Here is a 13,455-nt window from a genome sequence, read left to right on the forward strand (position 1 = left end):
TCATGATCCCATCGCACGAAATTGTACACATAAAATACTTAAAGTTATTTATAGATGCGGAGCACTTTGTGCTTGAAATGCTTACGAACAACCCCAAACTCGAGGCAAACAGTGTTTTTAATGAGGGAGTTTAGATACACTCAATGACCGAATTAAAACTACTTTTTAACGAAGAGATTGGGAGTTTTTGTAAGTCCCGTAAATCTTCAAGTCGAACTAGAGAAGGTCTTCAATGAACACTCCCAAACTTACCTCTGTATCCAGTGAACAAGAAGATTCCATCCATGCAGAAGCAATGTATTTTAGTGATCAAATCCTGAGTAGCGGTCTGCATGCGGATAGAATCATTAGCGCAGTCCAAAATTATCCGAATTCACTGCGCCTCAACCTGTATCTAGCACTATCTTATCTATTTGCTCAAACAGACAATGAAACAAATACGGCTAAAGCGTTGCTTAAAAAATCTCTTCCTCAATTAAAAAATGCAGACGATGTTCTTGTTCTATGGCACCAAGCACTGCAAAGTTGGGCTGATATCAATTATAAAAGTGCAATCAGTACATTCGTGCAATTGGTTCGATCTTACCCTGATGAACTCTTGGCTTTAAAACTGATTGAATGGTTAAATTACTGTTCAGGACAAGTGATTACGGCAAAACCTATGCGCGAATTATGCGTCAGTCTAGCGGATCGTTACAAAGACAACAGTTATTTTTTGTCCATTTATGCGTTCGCAGAAGAATTATGTGGAGAACTTAAGACATCCAAAACAATAGCCCAACAAGCAGTCGATATAAACCCAGAAGCTGCATGGGCTCATCACGCATTAGCACATTATTTTCTAAATAGTGGACAACTTGACGAAGGACAAAAGCAACTCGAAGTATTCAAATCAACTTGGAATTCGGTCATGCCTTTGTTAAGAGGCCATAATCTATGGCATCTGGCTTTGTTTTATCTAGCAAACAATGAGAAAGAAAAGGCATTAAGCCTGTATCGATTGGAACTTAGCTCTGAAAATCCACCGGCATTTTTAGCAAGCATGGATTCCATTGCCCTGTTATGGCGAATGGAATTAGCTGGTTGGAGTTCACAGACATCCGGTTTATGGCGCCCATTAGTCAAATCAATACAATGTGACCCCCATTACCATTACCTGCCATTTAATAACCTTCATTTATACTATGCCTTAGTGCGTGCAGGACAAGTAGAAAAAGCCAAAGAAGCTTATCACTTTTTAAACTCTTATTTTAACAAAGGAAACCATCCGGAAAAAACGCGATGGCAAAAGATAGGGTTGCCAACGATAGAAGGCGTTATCGCTTTTGCAGTAGGGGATTATAAACTGGCCAGAAGCAAATTAATTCCTTTGCTTCCGAGCATTAATGCTTGTGGAGGTAGTGATGCTCAATCCGAACTGTTTATACAAACTGCTTTAGTCTCTGCTTCAAGATCAGGAAAATCGTCCTTAGCTCATACTATTTTTGATGATCATCTCAGTCATTATAGAAATAGTTACTTGGCTGGAGCTCTATTTAGACAATAATGCAGAACCTTCTCTTGCAATAGTTAGCAAGATTAGTCAAACAGGAAACTAACCAATTCCATAGACTTAACTACGTAAACAAGTTGTGATAGGAATTGAGAAAACGATGAATTATGCACACCAGATCAATAAAGTGATTGACTACATTGGGAAACATCTTGATGAGAAACTTTCTTTAGAAGAATTGAGTAAAATGGCTTACTTCTCGAAATTCCACTTTCATAGGTTGTTTACTGCTTACACAGGTTTATCTTTACAACAATACATTCGCTGGCTTCGGCTTAAACGAGCGGCGCATCAACTTATTGTTCATAAAGATAAGACAATTATTGAAATTGCACTCGATGCGGGGTTTGACTCTCATGAGGCGTTTACTCGTGCTTTCAAACAAAGTTGCGGAGTAAACCCTAGTGAGTTCAGAGATCAATTAAGCTGGCAAGCTTGGGAGAAACCACCTTATTGTTTGCAACAAAACGGTGAAAAAATGATGACAGTAATAATAAAAGACATGAGTGCTAGACGTTTAGCTGTGGTAGAACATCGAGGGGATCCCAGGCAGGTGGGCGAAAGCGTCAATAAATTAATTCATTGGGCAAAAGATCAACCGATGAATTTAAAACCCAAAGCAGGTGAAGCCTTTGCTTTTGCTTATGATGATCCAAAAACAACGCCTAAGGAAGAGTTTCGTCTTGATTTAGCGATTACAGTACCCGAACAAATAAAACTTACCGGCGAAATTAAAGAAAAGAGGCTTCCAGCAGGTCGTTATGCAGTAGCAATTCATAAAGGAAGTCGTGAGAATATTGGTAATACTGTTTATGGCATGTATCGAGATTGGCTACCCCAGTCAGGTGAAGAGCTTGGCGATTTACCTTGCATATTCTGTTACTATAATTTCGACCATGAAGTAGCTGAAACGGAGTTATTAACGGAATGTTGGTTATTGCTGAAGTAACGACAATCTGAGCATTAGGGCAGCACTCATTATTCATGAAGGTTTGCCCTACACATCATTCATTATTTTCAGGTTGTCCCTCACCTTGCTGAATTCCTTGCTCCAAATTCTGTTGCTCTACCTGATTAGCATTGTCTAATTTTCGTTTGGTTTTATCAAGAATATTATTGGTTTGTGGTGGATTGGTATTAGCCGTAGAATCATCACTGTAAGCGATATTCGTCAAAGAATATATCGCGAGGAAATAAACAAGAGAACAATATTTCATAATTTTCTCCAAAATTCTGAACCTAAACAGAGTATAGAGTTTAGAATTCTGTGTGCCAAATTGATCCTAATAAAGGAACAGGGACGGACTCCGGAAAGGAACGGCGGAAAGGAACAGGGACGGACCCCGGAAAGGAACGGCGGAAAGGAACGGGGACGGACCCCGGTGGGGTCCGTCCCCATTACTACCCATTAGTACTATTAGTACTAAAGAGTTAACCCTTTTTGCAAGTTCTTAAGAGCATCTTCAAGTACACCTGGAGCTTTTTCTAGAGTTTTACCTGGATCAACATAAGAAAAATGATCATGCGTATAAGCTTGAACACTATTTAAAAATGAAATAAGGGTATCGTCTTTTGAGGCTTTCAACTCCCCCAATGCAAATTTTAAAGTATCGGGATGTTGCTCACATTGAGAGCTCATTGACGGTGCAAAAACAATTTTTGCTTTACTATTCCACGCTTCTTCTTTTTGAATTACAGAAAAACCATCTTTACCAAGCGTTGGTCCGACTTGCGATAAAATATAATGTAAATGCGAATAATTGGTATGAGACACTAATATCAATTGTATGTTTTCATGCTGATCAAGGAAATCTTTAAATCCCTTGATGCGCTTTAAAGCTTCGGAGTCAACTTTACACATTGAATTAAACATGTTGCTAAAATCAGTAAAGCTCATGGTTAACTTAAACTCTTTATTGAAGCTCTCACACAGCTGACTCACAGTCATTTTACCCAATCTTAAAGACTTTAAATGTCCCGATGATTGCAACCAATTCCAAACATCATCACCCGTCTTTTCAACCGAGCTTTTTTTAAACCAGTCTGAAAATTCCTTTTTGAGTACATCAAGATTCGAGCTAACAAATTGACCTAAGGAAAATACCGCGTAAATCATAACTTCTCTTCTTCTGTTAGGGGGACGTCTCTGCCCAAGTTGTACAACTAGGAACAGAGTCTGTTCCTTACCATTAATTAGCTGATTGTATAGGAATCATGGCCTATAAAACGCGCACCAGGGCCCTCATGAGTGATATCTACAGATTGCTTATTTAATATAGAGACAGTGTCAATGGCCTTTTGGTCCTTATCAAAGTTACCACTAATGCTCAATACGGATTCACACATAGGATAAACCACACTAAAGGAGATCGCGTTACCTACCCAATAACCTGTAATTGGTCTCTTCGTATTTATTGCTTGAGGGCATGATTTTGAGGCAACTGCAGTTGTAAAATAGCCTTCAATTTTATTATCCGCCAAAACATTAATTTCAAGGGTTGAACCGCGTTGGTTTTTAAAGGTTAATGTCTTTTGGGCTGAAAGAGCTGGTTGGCAAACAAGCGCGGTTGCAATCAAAGCCGTAGACAAAAGGTTTAACTTCATTACTAAATCCTCTTTAGTGTTTATTATGTGGACAAATGAATGCGTATGCTATCATTTTATTTCGATACATCAAAATTTCTGAATAGCAAAAACCCTGATTACTATTGCTTTACTTCCTACCCACTCAAAAACTGTTCTATATTTAAACATAAAAGGTTGTGAGTTTATAGACGGCTAAACACAGATAGGTGATTGTATGTGGATGGGCAACGCGTGATGAAGATGGTAAACACTGTTATTTTCAAGGACACAGTGGACAACTATTGGTTGCATCGGACAAGCCTCTCCTAGAACTTGATGTCGAAGTAAGAAATACAAAGACAGAAGGCGAAAGCGGATCTGCTGAGCACCCTACTAAATAGAGCTAGACTATAGACAACCTAGTCACAAACGTAGAAGTCAACATCTATTTAGAGCAAAATGATTTCATGATAAAATTAAAACCATTGAAATTAAATGAAGTGCCTGTAACTCATGTTGATTGATGTTGTTTCTCTGAGCCAATTTAGCTGTGATAAACCTATAATAGCTCGATTAAAGTATGCCACTCACGAAAATTTTGTAGGAACAGTCATCCCTGGGTACAATCCTGATGCTCATGACTTTGCATTGATGACACCAGATGCCGCTAATGCACTATGCCAAGTACAACAGTACCTTCTTAATCACTATAATTTCAGCTTATTAATCTATGATTCCTATAGACCAAAGCGAGCTGTCGACTATTTTCTAATATGGTCTAAGCAAGCAGGATCATCAGAGATAGAGACAGTCCGCAAAGAACTACACTACCCTATCATCAATAAAAATCAGTTGTTCGAACTAGGATACCTTGCTGAAGATTCAAACCATTGTTATGGCAATACAGTAGATCTAGTACTCATTGATGCTCAAGGAAATAAGCTTGATATGGGAACCCGCTTTGATTTCATGGACATCAAATCACGCTCAGATGCAACTGCAACAGAAATTGGAGAGAGAGCTGTTCACCATCGTAAAATTCTCCGTGATGCGATGATGCACTTTGATTTTGAACCCTATCCTGAAGAATATTGGCACTATACTCATGGAGGGATAGAGGGAAGAGAAGTAATGACTCCAATGGACGTAGCTATCACCTCTGACCTGAAGGGAGTAACCAGAGTCAAAACTTCTGAGGGTATAAAGTAAACAGGGATCCCCGTGGCGAATATCCTGGGACGGACCCCAGTGGGGTTCGTCCCCCTCATCTTTCCCCCCTTGAAGATAACATTTACCTGTATTAGAGTTGCAAACTATTTCTCTTATCTTCAGTGAGTACCATGAATTTAAAAACCATAACTAACCTCCTCTGTTCATTGCTTGTTGTTTCATTGTCTGGAGTAACAGAGGCCAATACCACCCGGCCAGAAGCAGAACAAAAGCTAGCCCATGATATATTTAAGCAGTACATAGAAATCCAATCTGGGTTCACAACCGGTGCTACAACTCCTGTTGTAGAAGCAACAGTAAAACGCTTAAAAGAGGCTGGATTTACTGACAAGGATATTTTTGTCGGTGGAGCAAGTCCTAAAAAGGCGAATCTAGTGGTTCGTTATCGAGGTACTGGCGAACTAAAACCAATTCTTTTGCTTGCTCATATCGATGTGGTAGAAGCTAAGCGCTCAGACTGGCACACTGATCCCTTTCAATTTGTCGAAAAAGAGGGATACTTTTACGGTAGAGGAACAACAGACGATAAAGATCAAGCCGCAATTTGGATTGCTAACCTAATTCAATACAAAAAAGAAGGTTTCAAGCCCAATCGCGACATCATTGTGGCACTTACAGCAGATGAAGAAGGCAGCAGCCCGTATAATGGAGTCCGTTGGTTACTCAAAAATCATAAACACTTAATTGATGCAGATTTTGCTCTCAACGAAGGTGGTTGGGGAGATGCGTCCGAAGGGAAAAAGCTAGCCAATAATATCCAAGTCAGTGAAAAATACATTCTTAATTTTCAGGTTGAGGCACGCAATAAAGGCGGACATAGTTCATTACCCACTCAAGATAATGCGATTTATCAACTTGCAGGCGCTTTAGGCCAACTCGCCAAAGTAGAGTTTCCATATGGAGTCAATGAAGTTACCTCTGCTTACCTGAAAGAAAGAGCGGCCTCCGAAAAGGGTCCCATTAAAGCCGATATGCTTGCTGCAGCAAATGGTTCAGTTGATGCAATGAAACGTTTAGCAAAACTTAACCCTCAATGGAATGCCACCCTACATACAACCTGTACACCCACACTGGTAGAAGCTGGCCATGCCATGAATGCCCTTCCACAGCAGGCTGTAGCTACTATCAATTGCCGAGTTCTTCCCGACGAGACTCCCGAGTCAGTCGAACAATCATTACAAAAAGCGATCCAAGACCCTAATGTGAAGCTTGTGCGCCAAGGTGCTATTACCAAAGGCCCGTCTTCCACACTTCGAAACGATGTTTTGAATACGGTAAGAACAGTCACCAATGAGTTCTGGCCATCAGTACCAACAATTCCAGTGATGGTTATGGGAGCAACTGATGGACGCTTTTTACGAGCTGCAGGTATACAAACCTATGGAATTAGTGGACTATTTGTCAACCATGATGACGTCAGAGCCCATGGACAAGATGAACGAATTAGCGTTCAAGGCTTTTATGAAAGTCAGGCTTACCTCTATGAGTTAGTAAAGCGATTCGCTTCCAAAAAGTAAGTGAGGTAGGCGATACAAGGAGACTTGCTAAGATGGCAAAAGAAATGATCCCACAAACCATTTCCTTTCGTTTGTTGGGGATCATTTTTCTGATCATTATTTTAATGCAAACTACAACCGATCAATATTTACCCTCACTCCCCGAAATTACTCAATTTTTTAAAAGTACCGAAGCTGTAATACAGTTATCCCTGACCTTTTTTATGCTGGGATTAGGCTTCTCGCATCTCTTTTATGGTCCTGTCTCAGATCGAGTAGGCAGAAAACCCCCTCTTATGTATGGAATAGGTATAAGTATTATAGGAAGTCTAATTTGTTATGCTTCCCCTAGTACAGAACTATTAATTCTTGGCCGTTTTTTACAAGGATTTGGCATAGGCGCGTGCAATTCAGTAGGGCGTTCTCTAGCCAGGGATTTATTTACAGATAAGGTATTAGCGAAGGTTGGGTCCTACGTTGGAATTATTAGTCTACTGATAATGGCTGCTTCTCCTATTTTAGGTGGATTCATTCAAGAACAGGCTGGGTGGCGTTCTAATTTTCTATTTTTAGTGCTTTTTGGTTTATTCGTCTGGGTTATCGCTGCTTTTGCACTTCCAGAAACCAACAAACAACTCAACCCACAAGCAACCCATTTGCGTGTGATGTGGAAAAACTATATTCAATTACTCTCTAACGGAGTTTTTCTTGGTTATACGCTTTCTGCATGCTTTGCTTTTGCGGGTTTAGTGGCCTATTTTACGATTGCTCCTTTTTTATTTCAGGACATTCAAGGGCTTAGTCCACTCCAGTTTGGACGATTAAGTTTATTTATTGCCGGAGCAATTTGTTTGAGTGGAGTTATAAATAGCGTTTTGGTCATGCATAAGGGCATTGCTTTTATGACTAGGCTTGGAGCAAGTTTAATGATAGTGGGTGGTTTATGGTTATTAGTTGACGCCACATTTCATTGGGATCAGGTTTTTGGAGTGATGATACCCATGTCACTATTTAGCATGGGCGCGGGGTTTACATTTATTAATGCCTTTGCTGGAGCCTTCCACCCGTTTCCTGAGATAGCCGGCACCGTTGGCGCTTTGTATGCCTGTATGCAAGACTTAAGCGCTTCCATCATGAGTGGGTTTATAGCAGGAATAAAGGCCTATGGCTCACTCTCATTAGCAATCATTTTATTATTGTTGGGTCTGGGCTCATTAAAGGCATGTTATCATGCTAATGAAAATAATCGGATGTTGAAAGGATAGTGAATGAAAATTACAAGTAATCAGTTGAAACAAATCGTTAGTAAGTTGTCTGGAATGAAAGAAGAGAACATTCAAGAAGAGATGACTTTAATCGAAGATTTGCATTTTGATTCATTAAAAATCGTAGAACTCTTAGCTATTTTAAGCGAAGAATACCAAATTGAGGTGACCGAAGATGAGGCAATGAATTTCCACACCTTTAAAAACTTATACGATTTTACTCAAAAACAAGATTAGTTTTAAACAACCTCTAGTAATGCGCAAGCAGCGATACCTCCCCCACCAGCGGCAACCAGCAGCACCTTATCATTCGCTTTGATTGGCTTATTGACTCTTAAATCGTCCAGAGCGATGCCGACGCTGGAACCGGAAGTATTACCCGTTTCTTCAACCGTCTTCATTGTATTTTCTTCTGGGATACCTAATTGTTTTGCAACAGACAATACAAGATTTTTATTGCCCTGATGAGGAACTAACCACTGAATATCTCCAGGTTGAAGACCTAGCTCCTTGAGAAAATCAAGTGCACTTTCAACCATTCCATTCACTGCCTTTACAAATAAAGCGGTGCTTTCTTTAATGGTAATAAAAAATTGGGCCTGGTCTTCACAACGAGATGCAGGCAAGCGTGAACCACCTGCAGGAGTAGAAACAATGTCACTGACTTCCCCGTCAGCGAATAAGGCAGAAGCTAAGAATCGGAACTCCGCGTTTTTTCCATCTTTAGAGACTATACAGGCTGCTGCCCCATCGCCAAATAAAACACTGGTAGCAAAATTGTCTTTATTCAAAAATTTGGAACGAATCTCACTAGCAATGAGCAAGACAGATCCGGAGGTATTTAGGGCTAAGGATGCACTAGTATGTAGCCCAACAACAAAGCCGGCACATGCAGCACCAACATCGAATGCTCCGGCTTGATTTAGTCCAAGTCGATACTGGACCAAAGGGCTAGTTGGAGGTGCTGGGTAATCACCTGATATCGTTGCTAAGATGATTTGACGTACATTCTCTTTCTCATCTGGCTTCGCTGTGAATAGCCTTTCAGAAGCCATTACTGCCAAATCGCTACAAGCTTGATCGTCTGTAACCCAACAACGATGTTTTATTCCTGTTGAAAATCCGATGACAGTTGGGTTTTGGGAACTATTCATCCAATCCAGAATATCCTGATTACTCATAACGACTTCAGGTAGCGCAATATAAGGGCCTTTGAGGTATATCGTTTTCTCTGCTCTCAATAAATTCATGATAGCACCCCCTCAGAGCGCACTAAAGGAAGTCCGCCGCTTACTGTCAAGACTGAGCCCGTAATAAACGATGTGGGTGAGAGCAGAGGGTCTATTGCCTCAGCGATCTGTGCAGGTTCGCCCATCGTTCCCTGCGGAATTAGGTTTGCAACTTTTTCTTGGTAACTGGCATTCTTCCAAAACTGTTCGGTACGGGAGGTCTTTATCAAACCTACCCTGACTATATTTGATAAAATATTATCCGCACTGTAATCAACAGCCAAATTGAAAAACAAACCTTCTAAAGCTGCTTTTGCTGCGCAATACATCGGATAACGGCTTGTACCAGTGATGGCAGATAGACTAGAAATAAGAATGACACGACCAAATTGATTTTTTAAAAAGTGAGGGAGCAGTTTATGGATAAGCCAAATATTGCCCTGTAGATTTTCATTGAGATACTTTTGAATTGACGCATAAGGTAAAGCATGTAATTTTCGTAATTGATTGACTCGAGTGAATGCATTGAATACGACCCCATGTAGTGGTTCTGCGAGTACTTCAGCAATCTCTTGGTCACTTGCTTCTGGATTAGCAAAATGATAAATAAAGCCGCGTACGGCCATTCCACGCTTTTTATAAGTCTCTAAGGTCTGCTGCAAACTGTCCTGATTCGAACAAGTGATAACAATACGATCTCCTAACTCCATTCTTCTTTTTGCTATGGCCATGGCAATATCCGAGGAGCCACCTGTAATTAATAAGTTCATTTAACCCCCAATTCTATGAGATAGTTTTCAAGGGAAGCAAGTGTTTCAAAACGCTCTTTTGCTAATGGAATTACAGGAATTTTAATGTTGAACTCTTGCTCTAGTTCAATGATTAATAAAGCCAACATCAAACTATCCAATCCAATCTGATCAAGCGCTGTTTTACTGTCTTCTGGCAAATGACCAAGGCCAATACGCTCGAAGATCTGCTTAATCTGATTTTTTAGCATGCTCTAGCTCCTGCCTTATCAGATCATTGCGATTAAGCTTCCCATTCCTGTTTCGTGGAAAACTGTCTAGAAAACGAAAAGTCAGAGGAGGTTTTTTAGGAAGTAATTGACGCATTACTGTTTCCGTCAAATGTTGAGAATCCCGAAAGTTTGAAAGAGTAGATTTCTCAATGTACAGGATAAGGCGTGTTCCATAAATGTCATCGTCAATAGGTAATACAACAGCCTCCTTGATGGATTCAATTTGACAAATCGCTTGCTCAATGTCAGTAGTCGTCATTTTTTCTCCGCCAATATTCACAACATTGTCCAATCTTCCTTTTATAGCAACTAATCCATTAGGTAAAATGTCAGCAACATCTCCGGTGGATAACCAACCGTCTTGTACTTTCGTGTTGATTTCTTCACCGAGATAACCCAACATAACCTGACTCCCACGAACAAGCAATTCATGTTGCTTCGACAACTTAATTTCCCAATCTCCAACAGGATATCCAGCATAATTTTCCAAGAATCTTGGGTCCTGACTAGAATACGATAACACTCTTGGTGAAGCTTCTGTTAGACCATAGTTGTTATAAACAATAGCATTTGGAAATCTTCCTAGTAGTTCTGCTCGTAATTGCACTGATAACGGAGCTCCAGCAGAAACTATGGCTTGAATTTTTTCAGCGCCTATCTTATACAGCGCACCCATTTTGCTTATAGCGACCCAATGTGATGGAACACCACTCCACATTTCTGGAACTTTCTCCGTCTCAAGTAAGTTTTTGACTTCCATAAACTGACTGATCAAGCGCGTACTAATTCCAGACATCAGGCCTGGTAATAATTGCCCTAGCAATCCGAAGGAATAAGACAAAGGTAAAAACAATACCTGGTCTTTGACATGATTCAACTGCAATGATTGAATAACTGCATCACAATTTGCCAAGATATTTTGTAAAGACAATTGCACTACTTTAGGCTGGCCTTGGCTCCCAGAGGTCAATAAAAGAAGTGCTGCATCAGGATGTAAGCTTTTGTTTACCTTCTGTTTCACCTCCCATATCTCACCCCCCTCTCTTATGATCATTGCATTACCTAGCATTGCTAGATGGGTATCTCTCTCATCTTCAATCAAAGAAGGGGGGAAAATAGCCACAGGACGCCCTGTTTTCAAGCAGGCCAAACACTGAGTAACAAATTCAATACTTGGGTTTGCCGTTAAAACCAGCGTGCTGTTTGACAATGGTTTTATTTTTTCAGTGAGAGCATTGACTCTTTCTTGCAGCAAAGCGTAATGGACACACTCTTCATTCGTTTGCAGTGCAACTCGATGTGGACAATGTTGCGCAATAGTAAACTGTCTTGCCATGTTACCCCTCTTCTAGGTTCAAATGCCAAGATGCTAAAACAGGAATAGTATTTTCCAGCAAATGCTTGCGACAAAAACTCCTGCGAATTTTTCCACTCGTAGTATGTGGGAGAGATTTAAGGGGCACGAACACAATAGTATTGGCTTCAAGTTGATGGTTACGATAAATTAATTCAAATATCTCATTGAATAACTTGTCTTGTTCTTCTTGACCCATACCCTTATTTTTTACTTCACACATGACAACCAATTTATACTCAGGGCCTTCTTGCACTACAAAAGCAGAACATTTACCCAATAATTTGTGAAAATCAGCGTGCATAAGGCTATATTCTATGTCTTGAGGATAATGGTTTTTACCATAAATAATAATGAGATCTTTTATCCGCCCAGTCACGTAGAGTTGATCGTCATGAAGAAATCCTAAATCTCCAGTCCTAAGGTATCGAGGACCGGAGTTGTCTCCATTAATGTAGCCATGAAATGCCTGTTTTGTTTCCTTTTCTTGCTCCCAATAACCTTGAGAAACGCTGTTGCTCTGCACCCAGATCTCACCTACTTGATCGTTATCACAGGGCTGAAGGGTATCGGGGTCAATAATCTTCACCGATTGAATTTGATGACCACAACTCACTAATTGATAACTCCCAGGAGCACCCTCCTCAACAAAATTGACTCGATGATCTTTAAATGGCTCTTTATCCAAAGTTAAATAGGTGAATCCCTGATATGGGTTAACACAAGCAACTAAAAGGGTGGCTTCAGCAAGTCCATAACAAGGATAAAAGGCCTCCTTGTGAAAGCCGTAATCTTTAAATGCGCTGTAAAAATGATCCAATGTTTCCTTGCGGATTGGCTCGGCACCATTGAACGCTATTTTCCAAGAGCTTAAATCCAATCCTTCCTTTTTTTCCTCTTTTATACGCTTTACACAATAATCATAGGCAAAATTAGGCCCCCCACTGATGGTTACTTTGTAACGACTGATGTGCTTTAACCAAGATAAAGGGTTTTGCAAAAAGGAAAATGGAGACATCATTATGGTCGAAAAACCAGCAAATATGGGGGTTAAGATACAACCTATTAAACCCATGTCGTGATGTGGGGGGAGCCAAGAAAAGAGTATAGAATCATCATCCATCTGCGATGAATGATGAATTTTTAATACGTTGTCGATTAGATTCTGATGGCTGACCATCACTCCTTTGGGATGCATAGTGGAACCCGATGTGTATTGAAGAAAAGCCAAATCAGATTTGGATGCAGAAGTCTTTTCCCATAATGAAGCTTTAGCTAAAGAAACAGATTCCAAAGGAATTACTCTGGTGCCTAAAAACAGAGGTATTTCTCTGTTCGTTTCGGCAAATTTATGCATGAAGTCCGAAAGCATCAGCGTTAAAACAGGTGCTGCATTCCTAATAATTCGCTGCGCCTTGTCGAGCAGTTTTTCCTGTGCTGGTGGATAAATAGGCACCGCGATACATCCGGCATAAAGGCAACCCAAAAAAGCTTGAATCAGCGACAAGCCAGGAGAAAAAAGCAATAAAATCCGATCTCCTGGTTTAGCCCCATATTCAGTAATAGTGCTCGCTATAGCCTTTGCATGCCTATCCAACGCTTTATAGGTCATGTGCTCTTCTGCATCTCGATTAAGAAAAGTGCAAGTGATCTTTTCCGGACTTTCTTGCGCTCGGATTTGCACCACTTCAGCCAAAGTTTGGCACTGTAATAATTCACTATTCACAATCTAGCACCTGCCCA

The 13,455-nt window shown here is 40.3% G+C and carries 14 protein-coding genes; 6 read left to right on the forward strand and 8 right to left on the reverse strand.

All coding sequences use genetic code 11. The annotated features are described in order from the left end of the window. Positions 1-232 precede the first annotated feature (232 nt). On the forward strand, positions 233-1,546 hold the full coding sequence (locus Lwal_RS13240) for a tetratricopeptide repeat protein (RefSeq protein WP_058481284.1): 1,314 nt from the start codon (positions 233-235) through the stop codon (positions 1,544-1,546). 106 nt (positions 1,547-1,652) lie between these two features. After that, positions 1,653-2,501, forward strand: coding sequence for an AraC family transcriptional regulator (locus tag Lwal_RS13245; RefSeq protein ID WP_058481285.1), 849 nt, complete (start codon positions 1,653-1,655; stop codon positions 2,499-2,501). 55 nt (positions 2,502-2,556) lie between these two features. Here Lwal_RS13245 and Lwal_RS13250 read toward each other — a convergent pair whose 3' ends face one another. From Lwal_RS13250 to Lwal_RS13260, 3 genes are all read right to left on the reverse strand, one after another. Then, on the reverse strand, positions 2,557-2,769 hold the full coding sequence (locus Lwal_RS13250) for a hypothetical protein (RefSeq protein WP_058481286.1): 213 nt from the start codon (positions 2,767-2,769) through the stop codon (positions 2,557-2,559). A gap of 206 nt (positions 2,770-2,975) precedes the next feature. Then, the gene (locus Lwal_RS13255) at positions 2,976-3,668 is read right to left on the reverse strand and encodes a hypothetical protein (protein ID WP_058481287.1); all 693 of its coding nucleotides are present in this window, start codon (positions 3,666-3,668) and stop codon (positions 2,976-2,978) included. 77 nt (positions 3,669-3,745) lie between these two features. Further along, the gene (locus Lwal_RS13260; protein WP_058481288.1) at positions 3,746-4,156 is read right to left on the reverse strand and encodes an avidin/streptavidin family protein; all 411 of its coding nucleotides are present in this window, start codon (positions 4,154-4,156) and stop codon (positions 3,746-3,748) included. Positions 4,157-4,630: 474 nt separating this feature from the next. Here Lwal_RS13260 and Lwal_RS13265 point away from each other — a divergent pair, with 474 nt between their 5' ends. From Lwal_RS13265 to Lwal_RS13280, 4 genes are all read left to right on the forward strand, one after another. After that, entirely contained in the window at positions 4,631-5,326 is a 696-nt protein-coding gene (locus Lwal_RS13265; RefSeq protein WP_058481289.1) for a M15 family metallopeptidase, read from the forward strand. A gap of 131 nt (positions 5,327-5,457) precedes the next feature. Beyond that, entirely contained in the window at positions 5,458-6,864 is a 1,407-nt protein-coding gene (locus Lwal_RS13270; RefSeq protein WP_058481290.1) for a M20/M25/M40 family metallo-hydrolase, read from the forward strand. 32 nt (positions 6,865-6,896) lie between these two features. Then, positions 6,897-8,108 carry a multidrug effflux MFS transporter gene (locus tag Lwal_RS13275; protein ID WP_058481291.1) on the forward strand — a complete coding sequence of 404 codons (1,212 nt, stop codon included), beginning with the start codon at positions 6,897-6,899 and terminating at the stop codon, positions 8,106-8,108. Between the two features lie 3 nt (positions 8,109-8,111). Then, complete coding sequence (locus Lwal_RS13280) at positions 8,112-8,345, forward strand: acyl carrier protein (RefSeq protein ID WP_058481292.1); 234 nt, start codon at positions 8,112-8,114, stop codon at positions 8,343-8,345. 2 nt (positions 8,346-8,347) lie between these two features. Here Lwal_RS13280 and Lwal_RS13285 read toward each other — a convergent pair whose 3' ends face one another. From Lwal_RS13285 to Lwal_RS13305, 5 genes are read right to left on the reverse strand one after another with little or no spacing between them, the layout of a single operon-like run. Further along, on the reverse strand, positions 8,348-9,358 hold the full coding sequence (locus Lwal_RS13285) for a 3-oxoacyl-ACP synthase III family protein (protein ID WP_058481293.1): 1,011 nt from the start codon (positions 9,356-9,358) through the stop codon (positions 8,348-8,350). Then, positions 9,355-10,107: an SDR family NAD(P)-dependent oxidoreductase gene (locus Lwal_RS13290; RefSeq protein ID WP_058481294.1), complete on the reverse strand. Its 753-nt coding sequence runs from the start codon at positions 10,105-10,107 to the stop codon at positions 9,355-9,357. The genes Lwal_RS13285 and Lwal_RS13290 overlap by 4 nt, the downstream gene beginning before the upstream one ends. After that, entirely contained in the window at positions 10,104-10,337 is a 234-nt protein-coding gene (locus Lwal_RS13295) for an acyl carrier protein (protein WP_058481295.1), read from the reverse strand. The genes Lwal_RS13290 and Lwal_RS13295 overlap by 4 nt, the downstream gene beginning before the upstream one ends. Next, positions 10,318-11,694, reverse strand: a complete 1,377-nt coding sequence (locus Lwal_RS13300) for a class I adenylate-forming enzyme family protein (RefSeq protein ID WP_058481296.1) — start codon at positions 11,692-11,694, stop codon at positions 10,318-10,320. Before Lwal_RS13300 ends, Lwal_RS13295 begins: the two co-directional genes overlap by 20 nt. Before the next feature lies 1 nt (position 11,695). Beyond that, positions 11,696-13,438, reverse strand: coding sequence for a fatty acyl-AMP ligase (locus Lwal_RS13305; protein WP_058481297.1), 1,743 nt, complete (start codon positions 13,436-13,438; stop codon positions 11,696-11,698). Positions 13,439-13,455: the final 17 nt, after the last annotated feature.

Origin of the sequence: Legionella waltersii (assembly GCF_001468085.1) — a bacterium.
GTDB lineage: Bacteria > Pseudomonadota > Gammaproteobacteria > Legionellales > Legionellaceae > Legionella > Legionella waltersii.

Bases quoted from the DNA above. Each gene is read 5' to 3' on its own strand.
- Lwal_RS13275 (WP_058481291.1), top strand. From the start codon at position 6,897: ATGGCAAAAGAAATGATCCCACAAACCATTTCCTTTCGTTTGTTGGGG.
- Lwal_RS13290 (WP_058481294.1), bottom strand. From the start codon at position 10,107: ATGAACTTATTAATTACAGGTGGCTCCTCGGATATTGCCATGGCCATA.
- Lwal_RS13255 (WP_058481287.1), bottom strand. From the start codon at position 3,668: ATGATTTACGCGGTATTTTCCTTAGGTCAATTTGTTAGCTCGAATCTT.
- Lwal_RS13280 (WP_058481292.1), top strand. From the start codon at position 8,112: ATGAAAATTACAAGTAATCAGTTGAAACAAATCGTTAGTAAGTTGTCT.
- Lwal_RS13245 (WP_058481285.1), top strand. From the start codon at position 1,653: ATGAATTATGCACACCAGATCAATAAAGTGATTGACTACATTGGGAAA.
- Lwal_RS13300 (WP_058481296.1), bottom strand. From the start codon at position 11,694: ATGGCAAGACAGTTTACTATTGCGCAACATTGTCCACATCGAGTTGCA.
- Lwal_RS13265 (WP_058481289.1), top strand. From the start codon at position 4,631: ATGTTGATTGATGTTGTTTCTCTGAGCCAATTTAGCTGTGATAAACCT.
- Lwal_RS13260 (WP_058481288.1), bottom strand. From the start codon at position 4,156: ATGAAGTTAAACCTTTTGTCTACGGCTTTGATTGCAACCGCGCTTGTT.
- Lwal_RS13240 (WP_058481284.1), top strand. From the start codon at position 233: ATGAACACTCCCAAACTTACCTCTGTATCCAGTGAACAAGAAGATTCC.
- Lwal_RS13285 (WP_058481293.1), bottom strand. From the start codon at position 9,358: ATGAATTTATTGAGAGCAGAGAAAACGATATACCTCAAAGGCCCTTAT.
- Lwal_RS13295 (WP_058481295.1), bottom strand. From the start codon at position 10,337: ATGCTAAAAAATCAGATTAAGCAGATCTTCGAGCGTATTGGCCTTGGT.
- Lwal_RS13270 (WP_058481290.1), top strand. From the start codon at position 5,458: ATGAATTTAAAAACCATAACTAACCTCCTCTGTTCATTGCTTGTTGTT.
- Lwal_RS13250 (WP_058481286.1), bottom strand. From the start codon at position 2,769: ATGAAATATTGTTCTCTTGTTTATTTCCTCGCGATATATTCTTTGACG.